Below are 19,033 nucleotides of genomic sequence, written 5' to 3'. Positions count from 1 at the left end.
ACGGGATCGCCGTGCCTCACCCGTGGTTCGTGGCCGCCCCGTCATCGGTGTGCCCCCCGCAGGGTGTCCCTGATCACAGGGCCGACGTCGGCGAGCGCCGCGGGGTCCATCAGGTCGAAGTGCGCGTGGTCCACGACGTGCTCGGTGGGCCGCGAGCCGACGAGGGGCGCCCACCGGTCGGCCAGCGCCGCACCGTCGGGGCCCGGCGTCGCGGCGACCAGCGTGGTCGGCACGACGATGGTGGGCGCCTCGTCGGCCGCCCGCAGCGCGTCGCCGACCGCGGCGACACCGCGCGCGAGGCGCTGGGTGCCGTCGGGGCCGAGCAGGTCGAGCAGCGCGTCGACCGAGCCGCCCTGGGCCTCGCGGTACGCGGCCAGGGCAGCGCTGGTGTCGTGCGGGTCGACCTCGATCGGAACCGCGTCGGGGTAGGAGTCCAGGAGCAGCAGGTGCTCCACCTCCTCGCCCTCCTCCAGCAGCCGCGCCGCGACCCGGTGCGCCAGGACGCCGCCGAGCGACCAGCCCAGCAGCGCGTAGGGGCCGTGGGGGTGGGCGCGGCGCAGCGCCGTGACGTACCCGGTCACCAGCTCGTCGAGGTCGGCCGGCAGCGGTTCGTCGCCGGACAGCCCGGGCGCCTGCAGGCCCACCAGCGGTCGGTCGGTCACGTGCGGCACCAGCCCGGCGTAGGGCCAGGCCAGGCCGGAGATCGGGTGGATCGCGACCAGCGGGGCTCCGTCTCCCTCGGCCTGGAGCGTCAGGAGCCGGTCCAGCCCGGACCCGTCCGCCGTCTCGCCGTCGAGGCGGGCCGCGAGGCCCGCAACGGTCGGAGTCTCGAAGAGCGCCCGCACCGCCAGCTCCTGGTCCGTCGCGCTGCGGATCCGGGAGACCAGGCGGGTGGCGAGCAGCGAGTGGCCGCCGAGGGCGAAGAAGCTGTCGTCGACGCCGACCTCGGCCACCCCGAGGACCTCGGCGAAGATCGCCGCGAGCACCCGCTCACGCGGGGTCCGCGGCGGGGTCCCGCCAGCGGCGCCGACCGCCTCGGGCTCCGGCAGCGCACGCCGGTCCAGCTTGCCGTGCACGGTGAGCGGCAGCTCGTCGAGCACCGCCATCGCGCTCGGGAGCATGTAGTCCGGCAGCCGCTCGGCCGCGGCTGTCCGCACGGCGTCGACGTCGAGGACGACACCCTCCTCGGGCACCAGGTAGGACGCGAGCGTCGTGGACCCTGATGCGTCGGTCGCCGCGACGGTGGCCGCCCGGGCCACGCCGGGGACGGCAGCGAGCACCGCGTCGACCTCCCCGGGCTCGACGCGGAACCCGCGCACCTTGACCTGCTCGTCGACCCGCCCGGCGAAGGCGAGGTCTCCGTCGGCGGTCCAGCGGGCCCGGTCGCCGGTCCGGTACATCCGGGAGCCGGGAGGACCGTAGGGGTCTGCGACGAAACGCTCGGCCGTCAGGCCCGCGCGGTCCAGGTAGGCGCGCGCCAGCCCGGCCCCGGCCAGGTAGAGCTCGCCGAGCACGCCCGGTGCGACCGGCGTCAGCCGGTCGTCGAGCACCAGGGCCCGGGTGCCGGCGACGGGAGCGCCGATCACGGGGTGGTCGGTCGCGGCCAGGTCGGCGACGACGGCGTCGACGGTCGACTCGGTCGGGCCGTAGAGGTTGACCGCCCGGCCGGGACGCGCGGCGAGCTCGCGCCACAGGTCGTCCCCGACCGCCTCGCCACCGAGCGCGGTGACCGCGAGGTCGGGCAGGCCCAGGCGCAGGAGCTCGGCGACGTAGGACGGCGTGGTCTCGAGCACGTCGATCCCGCGCTCGGCGACCAGCGCCACCAGCGCCTCGGGGTCCACCCGCGTGTCGTCGTCGACCAGGTGCAGCTCGTGGCCGGCGACCATCCACAGCACCGGGTCCCACGACGCGTCGAAGGTGACCGCAGTGGTGTGTGCGACGCGGAGCCTCCGGCCGGCGGAGTCCTCGGCCGGTCCGAACAGGACCTCACGGTGGTGTGCCAGCAGCGCGGCGAGCGAGCCGTGCTCGACGACGACGCCCTTCGGCTCCCCGGTCGAGCCGGAGGTGAAGAGGACGTACGCCGCGTCGCCGGGTCGTGGCCCGTCGGGCAGCGTCGAGGTCTGCGGCAGGACGGGCACCGCGTCGGTGCCCGCGACGAGCGCGTCGAGGTCGTCGGTGTCCAGGACCAGCACCGGTGACGCGGCCCTGGTGACGGCCTCGATCCGGCCCGCGGGCTGCGTCGGGTCGATGGGCAGGTACGTCGCCCCCGACCGCAGGATCCCGAGCAGGCCCACGATGCTGCCGACCGAGCGCGGCACCGCAAGGCCGACGCCGTCGCCGCGCCCGATCCCGCGGCGGGCCAGGAGGCCCGCGAGCCGGTCGGCCAGCTCGGCGACCTCGGCGAAGGTCAGCGTCTCGGTGCCGCCCTCGCCGGTCGTGACCAGGGCCGCCTCGTCGGGCTTCGCCTCGACGGTCCGCGCCCAGGTGTCGAGCACGGTGCTCGACACCTCGCTCTCGGTGGCACGGGGGACGACGGCCGCCCGCTCGGCGCTGGTCAGCAGCGGCACAGCGGTCAGCGGCGTCGACGGGGCGTCCAGCCAGCGGTCGAGCAGGCGCACCCAGCGCTCGGCGAGCGCCCGGGCCGACGCGTGGTCGTACAGGTCGACCGCGTACTCGAGCACGGCACCGATGCCGGCGGGGGAGCCGTCGTCGTGGTGCTCGGCGACCGAGAACGACAGGTCGAACTTGGCGGACCCGCCGGCCACGTCGAGGACCTCGGACTCCAGGCCGGCGAGGCCCAGGTCGCCCGGGGTCGTCGCGTTCGCGGTGAGCATCACCTGGAAGAGCGGGTGGCGCGAGAGCGACCGCTCCGGCGCGAGCTCCTCGACCAGCCGCTCGAACGGCAGGTCGGCGTGGGCGAACGCGTCGAGGTCGGTGCGCCGCACGCGGTCCAGCAGCTCCGGCAGCGTCGGGTCGCCGGCGGTGTCGGTGCGCAGGACGAGGGTGTTGACGAAGAACCCGACGAGCTCGTCGAGGGCCTCGTCGTCGCGCCCGGCCACGGGGGTGCCGAGCGGCACGTCGTGCCCGCCGCCCTGCCGGGTCAGCAGCGCGGCCAGGGTCGCGTGCAGCAGCATGAACGTGCTCGCGTCGTGACGACGCGCGAAGTCGACCAGGCGGGCGTGCAGGTCCGCGCCCAGCGAGAACCGGACCTCGCCACCTGCGTCGCTGCCCCGGACCGGGCGGGGCCGGTCGGTGGGCAGGTCGAGCTCGGCGGGCAGCCCGGCCAGCTGCTCGGACCACCAGGCGAGCTGGGTGGCCAGCTGGCTGTCCTCGTCGTCGGCCTCACCCAGGACGTCGCGCTGCCACAGGGCGTGGTCGGCGTACTGCACGGCGAGCGGCTCACGCTCGGGGGCGTGGCCGGCCACGCGGGCGGCGTAGGCCTCGGCGAGGTCGCGGCCCAGCGGACCCAGCGACCAGCCGTCGGCCGCGACGTGGTGGACGACCAGCAGCAGCACGTGGTCGCCGGCACCCTGCTCGGCGGAGACGGCGAGCAGCGAGGCGCGCAGCGGCCGGTCGATCGCGAGGTCGAAGGGCGTCGCGGCCCGTCGGCGCAGCGCGTCCGCGAGGTCGGCCTCGGCGACGGTGAGCCGCTCGAGGACGAGGTCCACGTCGTCGTGCACGTGCTGGTGGGGCCGGCCGTCGGTCTCGGGGAGCGTGGTCCGCAGCACCTCGTGGCGCGCGGCGACGTCGCGCAGCGCGGCCTCGAGAGCGTCGTCGTCGAGGTCGCCGCGCAGCCGCACGGCGAGCGGGATGTGGTAGGCCGCGCTGGTGTCCTCGAGCCGGTTGAGGAACCACAGCCGGTGCTGGGCCCACGACAGCGGGACGAGCTCGGGTCGCGCGCCCGCGGTGACCGCGCGCCGGGCGCGGCCCGCCGCGGGGAGGTGGGCGGCCAGCTGCTCGACGCTGGGGGACTCGAAGAGGGCGCGGACGCCGACCTCCACCCCGAGCTCCGAGCGGATCCGGCTGACCAGGCGGGTGGCGAGCAGCGAGTGGCCGCCGAGGTCGAAGAACCCGGCGTCCGCCGGGGCGGGCTCGTCGAGGCCGAGCACCTCGGCGTAGATCCGTGCGAGCGTGCGCTCCGCGTCGGTGCTCGCCTCCCGCCCGGCGTGGACGACGTCGGCGCTGGGGAGCGCGTCACGGTCGAGCTTGCCGTTGGGCGTGAGCGGGAGCGCCTCGAGCGTGGCCCAGGCGACGGGGACCATGTAGTCGGGCAACGCCGCGCCCGTCGCGGTGCGGACGGCCTCGACGTCGACCTCGGCGCCCGCGGTCGGGACGAGCCAGGCCGCGAGGCGGCCGGCGCCGGAGGTGTCGGTCTGGACGGCGACGGCCGCGGCGGCAACGCCCGGCTGCTCGGCCAGGACGGACTCGATCTCGCCGAGCTCGACGCGGAAGCCGCGGACCTTCACCTGGTCGTCGACGCGGCCGACGAACGCGATGGACCCGTCGCGCCCACGACGGGCCAGGTCGCCGGTGCGGTACATCCGCGAGCCGGGAGGACCGTAGGGGTCGGCGACGAACCGCTCCGCGGTCTGTCCGCGCCGACCGGCGTACCCGCGGGCGAGGGCCACCCCGGAGAGGTAGAGCTCGCCCGGGACGCCCGCGGGGACGGGGCGCAGCGCCGCGTCGAGGACGTGGGCCGCGACCCCGTCGACCGGCGAGCCGAGCACCGGGGTCTCGCTGTCGGCGAGGTCGGCGACGACGGTGTCGACGCATGCCTCGGTGGGGCCGTAGAGGTTGACGCCCCGGATCGTGGGGTGCGACCGCAGCTCGCGCCACAGCGCGGGGCCGACGGCCTCGCCGCCGAGCAGCGCCAGGCTCAGCCCGGTGTCGCCGAGGCCCTCCGCGAGCAGGGCCTGGACGTAGGACGGGGTGGTCTCCACCGCGTCGATGCCGGCGTCGCGCACCAGCGAGACCAGGGCCTCGGGGTCGCGGCGCGTGTCGTCGTCGACCAGGTGCAGCTCGTGTCCGGACACCAGCCAGAGGATGGGGTCCCACGCGGCGTCGAAGGACACCGCGGTGGTGTGGGCCATGCGCACCCGGCGGCCGAGGCTCTCGGCCGTGGGGTCGTGGAGGGTGCGGCGCTGGTGGGCGTGGAGGTTCCCGAGCGCACCGTGGTCGACCAGGACACCCTTGGGACGACCGGTCGAGCCGGAGGTGTAGGTGAGGTACGCCGGGTCCTCGGGCACCGGGGTCGGCAGCGCTGCGGCGACGGGGGACTGGTCCGCGAGGCGGCCGGCCAGGTCGTCGAGCAGCACCGTGGGGGTGCCGTCGGGGAGCCGCTCGACCGACGCGCGGTCGGTGAGGACCCGCACCGGGTCGGCGTCGGTGACGATGTGGTCGATGCGGGTGCGGGGGTACTCGAGGTCGATCGGCAGGTAGACCGCGCCGGCGCGCAGCACGGCGAGCAGCGCCACGACCAGGTCGGCGCCGCGGGGGAGGGCGACCCCGATCCGCTGACCGGTGTGACCGGCATCGACGAGCACGGAGGCCAGGCGGGCGGAGCGAGCGTCGAGGTCGGCGAAGGTCAGCTGCTCGTCACCGGCGCGCAGCGCGACGTCGTCGGGCTGCTCGGCGACGGTGGCGGTGAACGCCTCGACCACGGTGCCGCGGTGCGCGTGCTCGCGGCGGTCGGTGGCCCGCAGCGCCTCGCCGTGCTCGGTGTCGTCGAGCAGCCCGACGTCGCTGATCCGGGCCCCGGGGTCGGCGGCGACAGCGGCCAGCACCCGCTCGAGGCGGACGACGAGGTCACGGACCGTGTCGGCGTCGAAGAGCCCGGGGTCGTACTCCACCGCGCCGGCGATGGTGGTGCGTCCGTCGGGGGACTCCACCTCCCCGAGGTCGACGGACAGGTCGAACTTCGCGCCCGCGGGTCCGGCCGACGCGTCCACCGACACGTCGAGTCCGGGCAGTGCGAGGTCGGCCGGGTCGTTGTTCTGGAAGGCGAGCATCACCTGGAACAGCGGGTGCCGGGTCAGGGATCGCTCCGGCGAGACCTCCTCGACGACGCGCTCGAAGGGGACGTCCTGGTGCGCGTAGGCGTCCAGGGCGGTGGACTTCACCCGCTCGACGAGCCCGTCGAAGGTGGGGTCGCCGGACAGGTCGTTGCGCAGCACGAGCGTGTTGACGAAGAAGCCGACCAGCGCGTCGAGCGCCTCGTCGGTGCGGCCGGCGACCGGTACGCCGATGGCGACGTCGGTGCCGGCGCCGAGGCGGCCGAGCAGGGTGGCGAGGGCCGCCTCGACGACCATGAAGAGGCTGACGTCGTGGGCGCGCGCGACGCCGGCCAGCGCGTCGCGCAGGTCGGGATCGAGCCGGACCTCGACCCGGGCGTCCACCGTCGGGTCGGCCTCGACCCGCTCGCGGGGCCGGGCGCGGTCGCGGGGGAGGTCGATCTCGGTGGGGAGCCCGGCCAGCTGCCGGGTCCAGTGGTCGAGCTGGCGCGAGATCTCGCTGTCCGGGTCGTCCTCGTCGCCGAGGAGGTCGCGCTGCCACAGGGTGTAGTCGGCGTACTGGACCGGGAGCGGCGACCAGTCCGGCGGCACCCCGTCGGCGACGCGGGCGCCGTAGGCGGTGGCCAGGTCGGCGGCGAGGGGGCCGAGGGACCAGCCGTCGCCCGCCACGTGGTGCACGACCAGGGAGAGCACGTGCTCACGCGCGCCGACGCGCAGGACGCGGACCCGGATCGGGAGCTCGCGGGTGAGGTCGAACCCGCGGCCGGCCTCGGCGCGCAGCGCGGCGGCCACCGAGCCCGGGCCGTCGGCCGGGGCGCCGGTGAGGTCGTCGGTCACCACGGCGAGGTCCACGTCGTCCGGGTCGGCGATGACCTGGCGCGGCTCGCCGTCCACCTCGGGGAACGTGGTCCGCAGGGTCTCGTGTCGGGCGACGACGTCGTGGACCGCGTGCTCCAGCGCGGCGACGTCCACCTCGCCGGACAGGCGCAGGACGGCAGGGATGTTGTAGGCCGCGCCGGCGGGCTCGAGCTGGTTGAGGAACCACAGGCGACGCTGTGCGAACGACAGCGGGAGCACGTCGGGTCGCGGCATCGGCCGCAGCTCGGCGCGGCTCTCCGCAGCGCCCGCGAGCTCCTGGGCGAGGGCGGCGACGGTCGGGTGGTCGAACAGCGCGCGGATCGGGAGCTCCGCACCGGCGGCGCTGCGGATCCGGCTGACCAGCCGGGTCGCGAGCAGCGAGTGCCCGCCGAGGTCGAAGAAGTCGTCGTCGACGCCCACGCGGGCGAGCCCGAGGGTCTCCGCGAACAGACCGGCGAGCAGCTGCTCGTGCGGGGTCTGCGGCTCCCGGCCGGCACCGCCCGCGGTCTCCTCGCCCGTCGGGGCGGGCAGCGCGTCGCGGTCGAGCTTGCCGTTGGGGGTCAGCGGCATGACGGGCAGCACGACGTAGAGCGCCGGCACCATGTAGGCCGGGACCGCCGCCGCGACGGTCTCCCGCAGGTCGGAGGGGGCCAGTGCGTCGGGGTCGCCGGCGACGTACGCGACGAGCTGCTGGACGCCGTTGCTCTCGCGCACGACGACTGCCGCGGCGCGCACGTCGTCGCGCTCGTTGAGCCGCGCCTCGATCTCGCCGAGCTCCACGCGGAACCCGCGGACCTTCACCTGGTCGTCGACGCGCTCGACGAACTCCAGCATCCCGTCGGCGCGCCAGCGGGCGACGTCGCCGGTGCGGTACATCCGGTCCCCGGGGCCGCCGTAGGGGTCGGCGACGAAGCGCTCAGCCGTCCGGCCGGGCTGGTCGAGGTAGGAGCGGGCGAGGCCCGCGCCGGCGAGGTAGAGCTCACCTGCGGCGCCGACCGGCTTCATCTGCAGGCCCGGGTCGAGGACGTAGGCGCGCGTGTTGGCGACGGGTCGCCCGATGACGGGGGAGTCGTGGTGCTCGATGCGGGCGGTGACCACGTCGACGGTGGACTCGGCCGGGCCGAACAGGTTGTAGGCGAGCAGGTCGTCACGTGACGCCAGCAGGTCCCACAGCTCGCGCCCGACGGCCTCGCCGCCGAGCGCGAGGACGCGGATGGAGTCGCCGGCGGCTCCGAGGAGGCCCGACGACACGAGCTGCTCCATGTAGGTGGGCGTCGTCTCCACGAAGTCGATCTCGTGCGCGACGAGGAAGTCCACCAGTGCCTCGGGGTCGGTCATCGTCTGCTCGTCGACCAGGTGCAGCTCGTGGCCGCCGATCAGCCAGAGGATCGGGTCCCACCCGGCGTCGAAGGACACCGGCGTGATGTGCGCGACCCGCAGCGGGCGGCCGCCGACGGCCGCACGGGCGGGGGCGAACATCTCGGTGCTGTGGGAGGCGAACAGGTTCACCAGCGAGCGGTGCTGCACCACGATGCCCTTGGGGCGACCGGTGGAGCCCGAGGTGTAGACGACGTAGGCCGGGTCGTCGGCGCCGATGTGGGCGCCGCGGTCCTCGTCGGTCACGGGGGCGTTGGAGTGACCGAGGACCTCGGCCACGACGTCCGGGTCGTCGAGGACCAGGAGGGTGGCGCCCTCGGGGAGCTCGGGCAGCCGGTCGGCGACCGAGAGGTCGGTGACCACCACGCGGGGCCTGACGTCGGCCAGCATGTGGCCGATGCGCTCGCTGGGGTAGTCCGGGTCGACCGGCATCACGACTGCGCCGGCCTTGTGGGTCGCGGCCAGGCTGATCGCGAACTGGGAGCGGCGGGGCAGCGCGACGGCGACGGCCGCGCCCGGTCCCGCACCATGGTCCATGAGCGCCCGGGCGAGGCGGTTCGCACGGCGGTCGAGCTCGTTGAAGCTCGCGGTGGAGTCGGTGGCGACCAGTGCGGTCGCGTCCGGGGTGCGCCGGACCTGGGACTCGAAGAAGTCGAGCACGGTGCGCTGCACGACGTCGACCGCGGTGCCGTGGGTGGCGTCGCTGATGACCGAGAGGTCGGCGTCCGAGGCGACCCGGATCGCGCCGACGGTGGAGTCGTGGTCGCGGGCGATGGCCTCGAGCGTCACCAGGAACCGGGCGAGGTGGGCCTCGAGGTCGGTGACGTCGTAGAGGTCGGGGTTGACGTCGACGTCGATCCGCAGGCCCTGGCCATCGGGGGCGCGTGAGACGACGACCGACATGTCGTCGACGGGTCCGACGGACAGGTTGTGCAGGGTGCCCGCGTGGCCGCCGAAGTCGAGGGTGCCCTCGATCGGGAGGATGTTGATGGTGGGCCCGGTCAGCCGGGCGTCGCGGGCCAGGCCGAGGTCGGCGCGGATGTCCTCGGGCCGGTAGCGCTGGTGCTTGAGCAGGGCGCGGACGCGCTGGGACACCTGGGCGGCGAGGTCGGTCACCGGGGTGTCGGGGCGCACGTCGAGGCGCAGCGGCACGATGTTGGACACCATGCCCGGCACCGACTTGGCGACCTTGCCGCGGCGACCCGTGACGGGAAGCCCGAGGACGACGTCCCGCTCGCCGGTGAAGCGGTGGAGGTACGCCGCGAAGGCGGCGATGAGCAGCGTGGAGCGGGAGACCTTCATGGTCTTCGCGGCGACGGACAGCGCCTCGGTGACGTCGGACGACACGTCGCGGGTGCACCGGATGAGGCGGTCCGGGAGCCCCTGCGGCGGGTCGGCCAGCAGGGTCGGCGAGGGGTGGTCACCGAGCAGGTCGGTCCAGAACTCGCGGTCCTCGGCGCGGTCCGAGGCCCGGTACGCCTGGTCGTCTGCGACCAGGTCGGCGATCGGACCGGTGAACGGCTCGCCGGGGTCGGCGCCGTTGACCAGGGCGTTGTAGACGGCGTTGGCGCGCAGCATCGCCAGGGTGGCGCCGTAGCCGTCGAGGACGAGGTGGTGAATCCGCTGGTAGCAGAACGTGCGGTCGTCGGCCACGCGCAGCAGCGCGAGGGTCATCAGCGGCGGCGTGGCGAGGTCGACGAGGGAGCGCAGGTCGGCGTCCATCCAGGCGCGCGCGGACGCTTCCGGGTCGGACTCGTCGCGCAGGTCCACCTCCCGCAGGTCCCACTCGACGCCGTCGGCGACCAGCTGGTAGGGGCCGTCTGCGTCCTCGCCGAACGTCGCGTGGAGGGCGTCGATCTCGTCGACGGTCGTCACCCAGGCGCTGCGGTAGGTGCTGGGGTCGATGGTCCCCGGCACGTCGAGGTAGTGCGCGATGTTGAGCACGACGTTGTCCGGGTCGAGCTGCTGGGCGTACCAGAGGCCGCGCTGGGCGGCCGTGAGCTCGAGCCGGGTGGCGCTGGAGCCGGGCGCGGCGCTCATCGGACGAGCCAGGTCGTCAGGGCGGTCAGGTCGAGGTCGAGGCCGAGGGCCTGCGACGGCGCCTCCCCGGTGCCGGACTGCTGCTGAAGGGCTCCGGCCTGCTGCTGGGCAGAACCGCCGCTCTGCGACTGGCCGATCCCTGCCTGCTGCTGGTTGCCGGCGGCGTCCTGCTGCTGGGAACCGACCAGCTGGGACTGCGCGCGGCCGAGGCCGTCGGTCTGCCGCGACCCGATGCCGACCTGCTGCTGGCCCTCCGCCGAGCCCTGCTGGGCGCCGAGGAGCTGCGACTGGCGACGGTCGCCCGACTCCGAGGACGACAGGACGCCGAGCTGCTGGCTCCCGGAGCCGTCTCGCTGCTGCAGGCCGATCAGCTGCGACTGCTGGTCGGCCTGGGCGACGCCGGCGCTGACGACCACGAGGGCCGCGCTGGCGAGGGGGGTGAGCAGGGCGGAGCGCTTCGGTGACATGCTCTCGAGCGAACCAGCCGGACCACGCATATTCACGCGTTCCGGCTGTCGAGGATCTCACCCTCACCGACCCCCATCCGAACAGGACACGGCGTCGAACACCAGCGCCTCGGATCATCTCGGAGCGGGTCGATACCGGACCACTGCGGATCGGCCTCAGTCCAGCGGCACTCGACACGAGGTGTGCCAGAGCCGGACGCCGGCGGCGTGGGTCAGGGGGAGGTGCTCGCGTCGGTCGATCCGGTGGCCTGGGGCAACGGCATGGTGAGCGACATGGTCTGGCCGTCCGACAACATCACGCTCGACGGTTCGGTGTGCAGGTCGCCCATCGACACCACGACGGTGTACTCGCCCGGGTCGAGGTCGAACGCGATGCGCCCGTCGTCGTCGAGCCGTCCGGACGCGACCACGGTGGACACGCCCCGACGAACCTCGACGTCCGCGCCCTCGGCGGGGCGACCGTCGCAGTCGTCGGAGTCGGTCGCGCACGTCGACACGAAGCTGTCGACGTGGAGCTGCGTCGGTCCGCCCTCGCTTCCGCAGCCGGTCAGGGCGGCACCGCCCGACACGAGCACGGCGCAGGCCACGCCGACGCGGAGATGGTCCGACAAGGCGCGAGGGAGGGTCACGCAGGTCATCGTGTCGGACCTTCGATGACCGTGCATCCCTTTGGCCGCACCCGGGCCGGCGGGGTGGAGGCGCACCGGCTCGAGGAGGTTATGCTCCGGGTCGACGACAGGGGGCTCCGTTGCCGATCTCGATCACCTACCTCAGCTCTGCGACCGGCACCTGGACGCCCGCGGCGCTCGAGGACCTCCTCGAGCAGTGCCGGACCAACAATGCCGCCGACGGTGTCACCGGCGTGCTCCTCTACGCCGGTGGGAGCTTCGTCCAGACCCTCGAGGGTCCGGCCGAGGCCGTGGACGCGGTGATGGCGAAGGTGCGGCAGGACCCCCGGCACAGGGACGTCGACGTGCTGCGCCGCGGCGAGGTCGCCGAGCGGTCCTTCGCCGACTGGTCGATGGGGTTCCGGCAGGTGCCCGAGCAGCGGTTGCACGAGGTCCCCGGGTTCACCGACTACCTCCGCACCGGCCACGTGGAGAGCGCCGTCGCCCGCGACGACGCCGTGGCGACGATCCACCGCCTGTTCCGCGACCAGATGCGCGACCCGCTCGCACCCGGGGCAGGTCCGGCGGACTAGGCGGTCCGGTGGTCGGCCGGCCGTGGGCGGAGCAGCCGGAGGCCGATCACCAGCAGCCACACGACCCACGCGACGTAGCCGGGCATCCCGACGAACAGCAGCGCCGACCCGTCGGCGACGGCGAGGCCGGCCGACCCGGCGGCGACCAGCAGGACCCCGGCCGCCCCGGCGAGGAGCCGGTGCCAGGCCGGTGCCAGGCCGCTCGCCCGTGCCGCCATGGCCGCGGCCACGAAGGTCGTGCCGAGCGCGGGGAGGGTCAGGGCGAACGCGGCCGCGTGCATCTGCCAGGTGAGCTCGAGCAGCGGGCTCGGGTCGGCCGCCCCGTCGGCGGCCAGCACCACGCCGGTCCACAGCACGGCGTAGAGCGCCAGCACCGCGGAGAGCGTGGCGCCCGCGGCCAGCGCGAGGCGCGACCAGTCCGCACCCGCGCCTCCACGGCGCACGACGAGGCCGTGGAGGCCGGCGAGGAAGCCGAGGAGGAGCGGCAGGTTCAGGGCCTCGAGGCCGACCGCGACAGCGACGGCCGTGCGGTGCTCGGCGTGGAAGCCGAGGACGTCCTCCAGCGGTGCCGCGTAGTCGGGTGACCCCGTCCAGACCACCACCGCGTTCTGGGCCACGAGGGAGGCGGCCAGGGCGATCGCGGCGGCGCCGACGACGCGCGGTCGGGGGTCGGTCGCCGGGGTGGGCGTCGCGGTCGTCGGGTCGGCCTCGGCCAGGTCGCTCATCGGGTGGTCCTTCGGGTGGTGGACGGTCGGTGCGACCACCTTCGCCGAGGACGGGACCGCCGCGGATCGGCCACCCGGGGCGGGGCTCCTCGTCCGAACGGCCGAGGTCCTACAGCGTCGCCGGGTCCGTGTTGGCCCCGCAGACGACGACCGCGACCCGCTCCCCGGGGGCGGGGGAGTAGGCACCCGAGAGCAGGGCGGCGTACGCCGTCGCCGCACCGTGCTCGGAGGCGATCCGGAGCTCCTGCCACAGCCGCAGGCGTGCCTCGACGATCGCGTCCTCGTCGACCAGCACCGAGACGGGCGCCTCGGCCAGCGCCGCCGCGACCGCGAACCCGCCCGCGCGCCGGGCGCCGAGGGAGTCGGCGGCGACCCCGGAGACCTCGACGTCGACGGGCCGACCGGCCGCGATCGCGCGGTGGAGGGTCGGGATCAGGACCGGCTCCACCGCCACGACCCGGGCCCGCCCGCGCGCGGCCGCCGCGACGCCGGCGTAGAGCCCGCCCCCGCCGACCGCGACGACGATCGTGTCGATGCCGGGCTCGTCGGCCAGCACCTCCTCGGCCAGTGTGCCGGCGCCCGCGACCACGTCGGGCTGGTCGTAGGCGTGCGCGAACGCCGCGCCCTCGGCCTCGCCGAACGCGACCGCGGCGGCGTGGGCCTCGGCGTACTCCCGGCCGGCGCGCCGGACCTCGGCGCCGTAGGACTCGATCCGGGCGACCTTGACCGCCGGCGCGGTCTCGGGCACGAAGACCGTCGCGCGGACGCCGAGCCCGCGCGCCGCGAACGCCTGGGCGAGGCCCGCGTTGCCGCCCGACGCCACGACGATGCCCGCGTCGCCGATCTCGCCCCGCTCGAGGCCGGCGAGCTGGCGGTTGAACGCGCCGCGGATCTTGAACACGCCGCAGAGCTGGAGGTGCTCGAGCTTGAGCCAGGCCTCGTCGCCGGCCACCGGCGCGAGGAGGGGCGTGTGCCGGACCCGGCCGGCGATCCGCTCCCGGGCCTCGAGCACGTCGTCGCGGGTCACGGGGTGGGGGAGGTCGCTCACCCGGCCAGTATCGGCGGTGCGTGCTCAGCGGATGACGAGGGTGGCCGCGGTGACGCACACGACCGCGCACAGCAGGCCCCACCCGGCCAGGCGCAGCAGCGGCACCTGCAGCCCGGCCGACCGGCAGCGCTGGAGCCACAGCAGGGTCGCCAGCGACGCCCACGGCGTGACCAGCGCGCCGGCGTTGACCCCGACGAGCGTCGCGACGAGCCGGCGCACGTCGTCGGCCGCTGCGGGCTCGACCACGAGGTAGGCGGGGAGGTTGTTGATCGCGTTGGCCGTCAGCGCGGACGCGCCGGAGAGGTGGAGCAGGGCCAGCGGGCCGGTGCCGGTGCCGACGAGCGACCCCACCCAGTCGAGGAGGCCCTCGCCCTGGGCGAGGCGCAGGAGCGCCGACACGAGCACGAACGCGCCGGCCATCAGCCACGGCGGCCGCACCTCGCGCACCAGCGACGGTGCCCGCCACAGCGCGGCCAGCAGCAGCACGGTCGCCGAGGCGAGCGCGACGACCGCGGGCTCGAGCCCGACCGCGAACAGCGGCCCGATCGCCAGGCACACAGCGGCGCCGACCACCAGCAGCACCCGGTCGTGCGGCTCGGGCGGGGGATCGACGGCGTACGTCCCCCGCAGCGCGCGCCGCTGGAGCACCGCGACCAGCACGAGCGTGGCGGCGATCGCCGTCACCGCGGGGAGCGCCGCGGTCCGGACGTAGTCGCCGTGACCTGCGCCGAGGTCCTCGAAGCGGTGCACCGCGAGCAGGTTGGTGAGGTTGGAGACCGGGAGGAGGAGGGAGCCGGTGTTGGCGATCCAGAGGGTGGTCAGCGCGAACGGCATCGGCGCGACGCCGGTCTGCCGCGCCACCGCGAGCCCGACCGGGGTCAGCAGCACCGCCGTCGTGTCGAGGCTCAGCACGATCGTGCAGCCGACCGCGAGCAGCGCGAACAGCAGCCACAGCACCACGACGCGATGGCGCGCCCGGCGGGCGAGCGCGTGCGCGGCGACGTCGAAGACGCCCGCGAGCTGGGCGACCTCGGCGGTCACGGTGATGGCGACCAGGAAGACCGCCACCGGCAGCACCTGGTCGAGGACCTCTGTCATGGGATCAGGATGGCGGTCGGCGACCGGGACCGCGACGGCGCTCGAGGACCGGCTCCGGGACGGGACCGAAGACCTGGTTGCAGGTCCAGCCCGCACAGTCGACGAGCTCGCTGCGGCGCATCTCCAGCGCCTCGCGCACCCCGGCGTAGGCGGGGTCGTCGACCAGGTTGACCATCTCGTCCGGGTCGTCCTGAAGGTCGTAGAGGAAGGCGTCGACCCCGTCGGTGCCGTAGAGGTACCGGTCGGTCCGCACCCCGCGGTGCGACCAGCCGTCGCCGAGGGTGCGCCCGGTCTGGATGAGGGTGGTGTCGCGGAAGGCCTGCTGGCCGCCGAGCAGGGTGTCCGCCACAGAGGTCCCGTCGACCTGCCAGCGCGGCGAGACGCCGGTGAGGTCGGCGAAGGTCGCGGGCAGGTCGACCAGCGTGACCGGCAGGTCGGACGTCGTGCCCGGGGCGATCCCCGGGCCGCGCACCAGCAGCGGGACCTGGAGGGCCTCGTCGGTCAGCACGTCCTTGCCGACGTAGCGGTGCTCGCCGAGCGAGTAGCCGTTGTCGGAGGAGAAGATGATGTAGGTGTCGTCGAGCACGCCCTCGTCGTCGAGCGTCTGGACGAGGGACCCGACCGCGCGGTCCACGGCCTGCAGCGACTCCAGGCGCGCCGAGTTCTCCGCGCGCACCTCGTCGGCGTCGGCCGGCGCGAGGTGGCGCAGGTACTGCGGCTGGTCGGACACGTCGGCCTCGTCGAAGGAGGGGGAGTCGAACGAGGTCGGCCGGGCGTCGCGGTAGAGACCGCGGTCCTGCGGCATCGCGGGCGGCAGCCCGCGACCGCCCTCGGGGGTGATCCGGTAGTGGGGGGCGAGGTGCCAGGCGTAGACCACGAACGGGTCGCCGCTGCGGGCGAAGTCGCGGACGTCGCGGTTGGCGTGGTCCTCGATGACGGAGGTGATGTAGCTGTCGGTGTAGCGCTGCGGGGCGCCGTCGCCGGTCATCGAGAAGTTCACGTAGTCGTAGACGCCGCGGGTCAGGGCGTCCCAGCTCGTCCAGCCCGAGGGTCGTACGTCGTGGGGGCCGTAGCCGTTGAGGAACTTGCCGACGAACCCGGTGCGGTAGCCGCTGTCGCGGAACCACGAGCTGGCCTCCCGGGTCGGGTCGAGCGCCTGGAAGCCGCCGTGCACCCCGCGGTTGTGCTGCACGCCGTTGTTCTGCGCGTACTGGCCGGTGGCGAGCTGGGCGCGGGCCGGGCAGCACAGCGGGTGCGGCGAGATGGCGTCGGTGAACTCCATGCCCTCGTCGGCCAGCAGCCGCCGCGTGATCGGCATCGCGGCGAGGTCGTCGTCGCGCATGTCGTCGGTGAGGACGAAGACGAGGTTCGGCCGCGTCGGCCCGCCGCCGGCCGAGGGCGACTGCGTGCCCTGCGCCATCCGCACCGACCCGGATCCGGTGGCGGACCCGCCGTCGTCGGCGAGGGACACGGTCGCGAGGGTCGCGACGAGCACCACCAGCAGTGCAGCCGTGATCGACTGCGCCCACGCTCGCATCCGTCGTCGTCCTCGCCCGAGCCGATCGGCCCTGAAGTCTCGCCCCACAGTGCCCACGACGGCGTCGTGCCCCCGTGGTGTGGCCAAAGAGTAGGGCGCGGCCCCGCACCTCCCCAAGGCGACACGTCGACTGGGGCCGAGACGGTGTGAACCGGTACGCTTCTGCCCTCCTGACGCCGAGATCGAGGAACCCCCAGCACCCGCCATGGAGAGTCAAAGTCCCCGCACGACCGCCCCGTCCCCCGGGAGCGCGTCGTGACCCCCGTCGTGTTGTTGCTCGTGGCGCTGGCGCTGATCGCCGCCTGCGGGCTGTTCGTGGCCGCGGAGTTCTCCTTCGTGACCGTCGACCGTGCCACCGTCGAGCGCGCCGCCGCTGACGGCGACGACGGCGCCAAGGGCGTCCAGCTCGCCCTGCGCTCGCTGTCCACCCAGCTGTCCGGCGCCCAGGTCGGCATCACGGTCACCAACCTGGCCATCGGCTTCCTGGCCGAGCCCGCCATCGCCGACCTGATCGACGCGCCGCTGGCGTCCGCCGGACTGCCCGACGGCGTCGTGACGCCGCTGTCGCTCGGTCTCGGCCTCGCGCTCGGCACCGTGCTGACCATGATCTTCGGCGAGATGGTGCCGAAGAACATCGCGATCGCCCGGCCGCTGGAGACCGCACGCGCCACCCAGGGCTTCATGCGCGGCTTCACCGCGCTCACCCGGACGCCGATCCGGGCCCTCAACGGCTCCGCCAACGGCATCGTGCGGCGCCTCGGCATCGAGCCGCAGGAGGAGCTGCGCTCCGCGCGCAGCTCGCAGGAGCTGGCCTCGCTGGTCCAGCGCTCCGCCGACCAGGGCACCCTGGACGCCGAGACCGCCGAGCTGGTGGAGCGCTCGGTCGAGTTCGGCACCCGCACCACGGGCGAGATCATGACCCCGCGCGTGCGCACCACGACCGTCGAGGACGGCGACCGGGTCTCGGCCGTGATCGAGCTGGCCCGGCAGACCGGCCACTCCCGCTTCCCGGTGCTCGACGCCGAGGACACCGTCGTCGGCACCGTCCACGTCAAGCACGCCGTGGCCGTCCCGGTCCACGAGCGGGCGACGACCCGGATCAAGCACGTCATGGTCAAGCCGGTCGTGGTCCCCGACAGCCTGCGCCTCGACCCGCTGCTCGCGCTGCTGCGCCAGGACGGGTTCCAGATGGCGATCGTGCTCGACGAGTACGGCGGCCACGCCGGCATCGTCACGCTCGAGGACGTCGTCGAGGAGATCGTCGGCGACATCTCCGACGAGCACGACCGCCTCGGCGCCCGCATCCGTCAGCGCCGCGACGGCAGCTGGACGCTGTCCGGGCTGCTGCGCCCCGACGAGGTCGAGGACGCGACCGAGATCGAGCTGCCGCTGCACGAGGACTACGACACCGTCGCCGGGCTGGTCATGCGCGAGCTCGGCAAGATCCCCACCCCGGGCGACCGGGTGGAGGTGGCGGTCCCGGACCGCTCCGACCCGCACGAGCCGCGCGAGCGGCTGGTCATGCTCACCGTCGAGCGGATGGACGGCCTGCGCATCGACCGGCTCGACCTGCGCCTGGTGGCGACGACGACCGGGGAGCCGTCATGAACGGCGACCTGTTCGGCGTGCTGCTCGCCGTCGTGCTGCTGGCGCTCAACGCGTTCTTCGTCGGCGCCGAGTTCGCGCTGCTGTCCGCCCGGCGCAGCCAGATCGAGCCGCTCGCGCAGGGCGGCTCGCGCGCGGCCCGCACCACGCTGTCGGCGATGGAGAACGTGTCGCTGGTGATGGCCGGCGCCCAGCTCGGCATCACGGTGTGCTCGCTCGGCCTCGGCGCGATCGGCGAACCGGCGGTCGCACACCTGCTCGAGCCGCTGTTCCACCAGGCGCACCTGCCCGACAACCTGCTGCACCCGGTGTCGTTCGTGGTGGCGATGTCGATCGTGGTCTACCTCCACGTGGTGCTCGGCGAGATGGTGCCGAAGAACATCGCGCTGGCCGGGCCCGACCGCGCCGCGCTGGTCCTCAGCCCGCCGATGCTGGCCGTGGTGACCGTGCTGCGCCCGGTGATCGCCGGCATGAACCTCGCCGCCAACGGCGTGCTGCGGCTGCTGCGGATCGAGCCGAAGGACGAGGTCAGCTCGAGCTTCACCCGCGAGGAGGTCGCGGCGCTCGTGGAGGAGTCGCGCGGCGAGGGCATGATCGAGGCCGAGGAGTACGACCGGCTCGCCGGCGCCCTCGGCTTCATCGAGAAGTCGGTCGGCTCGATCCTCATGCCGTCCAGCACCCTCGCCACCGTGTCGCAGGGCTCGACCGTCGCCGACGTCGAGCAGATCTGCGCCGCCACCGGCTTCAGCCGCTTCCCGGTCGCCGCACCGGACGGCGAGCTGCTGGGCTACCTCCACATCAAGGACGTCCTGGAGTCCGACGACGACAAGCGCTCGCGGGTCGTCGAGGACAAGTGGGTGCGGCCGTTCGCGTCGGTCCACCCGGACGACCTGCTGCACGACGCCCTGGAGAGCCTGCAGGTCAAGGGCGCCCACATGGCGCGCGTGGTCGAGCGCGACGGACGGGTCGTCGGACTGGTCACCCTCGAGGACGTCCTCGAGGAGCTGGTCGGCGAGATCCGTGACGCGGCGCACCACGACGTGTCCGGCGCCGACGTCGGATGAGG

Annotated in this window: 10 protein-coding genes; 3 read left to right on the top strand and 7 right to left on the bottom strand. The window is 74.5% G+C overall.

From position 1 onward, the window contains the following. Positions 1 to 41: 41 nt before the first annotated feature. The 3 genes from LN652_RS02445 to LN652_RS02435 form a co-directional block, all read right to left on the bottom strand. A complete protein-coding gene (locus LN652_RS02445) occupies positions 42 to 10,286 on the bottom strand; it encodes a non-ribosomal peptide synthetase (RefSeq protein WP_230443124.1) in 10,245 nt (3,414 codons plus the stop codon). Further along, the gene (locus tag LN652_RS02440; protein ID WP_230443123.1) at positions 10,283 to 10,753 is read right to left on the bottom strand and encodes a hypothetical protein; all 471 of its coding nucleotides are present in this window, start codon (positions 10,751 to 10,753) and stop codon (positions 10,283 to 10,285) included. Before LN652_RS02440 ends, LN652_RS02445 begins: the two co-directional genes overlap by 4 nt. 212 nt (positions 10,754 to 10,965) lie before the next feature. Further along, on the bottom strand, positions 10,966 to 11,382 hold the full coding sequence (locus LN652_RS02435) for a carboxypeptidase-like regulatory domain-containing protein (protein ID WP_230443122.1): 417 nt from the start codon (positions 11,380 to 11,382) through the stop codon (positions 10,966 to 10,968). Between the two features lie 119 nt (positions 11,383 to 11,501). Here LN652_RS02435 and LN652_RS02430 point away from each other — a divergent pair, with 119 nt between their 5' ends. Beyond that, the gene (locus LN652_RS02430) at positions 11,502 to 11,954 is read left to right on the top strand and encodes a BLUF domain-containing protein (protein WP_230443121.1); all 453 of its coding nucleotides are present in this window, start codon (positions 11,502 to 11,504) and stop codon (positions 11,952 to 11,954) included. On the opposite strand, the gene LN652_RS02425 is transcribed toward LN652_RS02430, so the two are convergent. From LN652_RS02425 to LN652_RS02410, 4 genes are all read right to left on the bottom strand, one after another. Beyond that, positions 11,951 to 12,679, bottom strand: a complete 729-nt coding sequence (locus LN652_RS02425) for a hypothetical protein (RefSeq protein ID WP_230443120.1) — start codon at positions 12,677 to 12,679, stop codon at positions 11,951 to 11,953. The two genes, LN652_RS02430 and LN652_RS02425, sit on opposite strands and share 4 nt — an antisense overlap. 109 nt (positions 12,680 to 12,788) lie before the next feature. Beyond that, entirely contained in the window at positions 12,789 to 13,727 is a 939-nt protein-coding gene (locus LN652_RS02420; protein WP_230443119.1) for a threonine/serine dehydratase, read from the bottom strand. A gap of 24 nt (positions 13,728 to 13,751) precedes the next feature. Next, positions 13,752 to 14,825, bottom strand: coding sequence for an ArsB/NhaD family transporter (locus LN652_RS02415; protein WP_230443118.1), 1,074 nt, complete (start codon positions 14,823 to 14,825; stop codon positions 13,752 to 13,754). Between the two features lie 4 nt (positions 14,826 to 14,829). Then, entirely contained in the window at positions 14,830 to 16,362 is a 1,533-nt protein-coding gene (locus tag LN652_RS02410) for a sulfatase family protein (RefSeq protein WP_230443117.1), read from the bottom strand. A gap of 255 nt (positions 16,363 to 16,617) precedes the next feature. On the opposite strand from LN652_RS02410, the gene LN652_RS02405 reads away from it, so the two are divergent. Both LN652_RS02405 and LN652_RS02400 read left to right on the top strand, forming a co-directional pair. Beyond that, a complete protein-coding gene (locus LN652_RS02405; protein ID WP_230443116.1) occupies positions 16,618 to 17,970 on the top strand; it encodes a hemolysin family protein in 1,353 nt (450 codons plus the stop codon). Next, positions 17,967 to 19,031 (top strand): hemolysin family protein, encoded by a 1,065-nt coding sequence (locus LN652_RS02400; RefSeq protein ID WP_230443115.1) that lies wholly within the window; start codon positions 17,967 to 17,969, stop codon positions 19,029 to 19,031. Before LN652_RS02405 ends, LN652_RS02400 begins: the two co-directional genes overlap by 4 nt. The last annotated feature ends 2 nt before the right edge of the window (positions 19,032 to 19,033 follow it).

This window comes from Nocardioides okcheonensis (genome assembly GCF_020991065.1).
Taxonomy (GTDB): Bacteria; Actinomycetota; Actinomycetes; order Propionibacteriales; family Nocardioidaceae; genus Nocardioides; species Nocardioides okcheonensis.
Note: the sequence above shows the minus strand (reverse complement) of the source record. Positions and strands in the feature narration are given on the sequence as shown.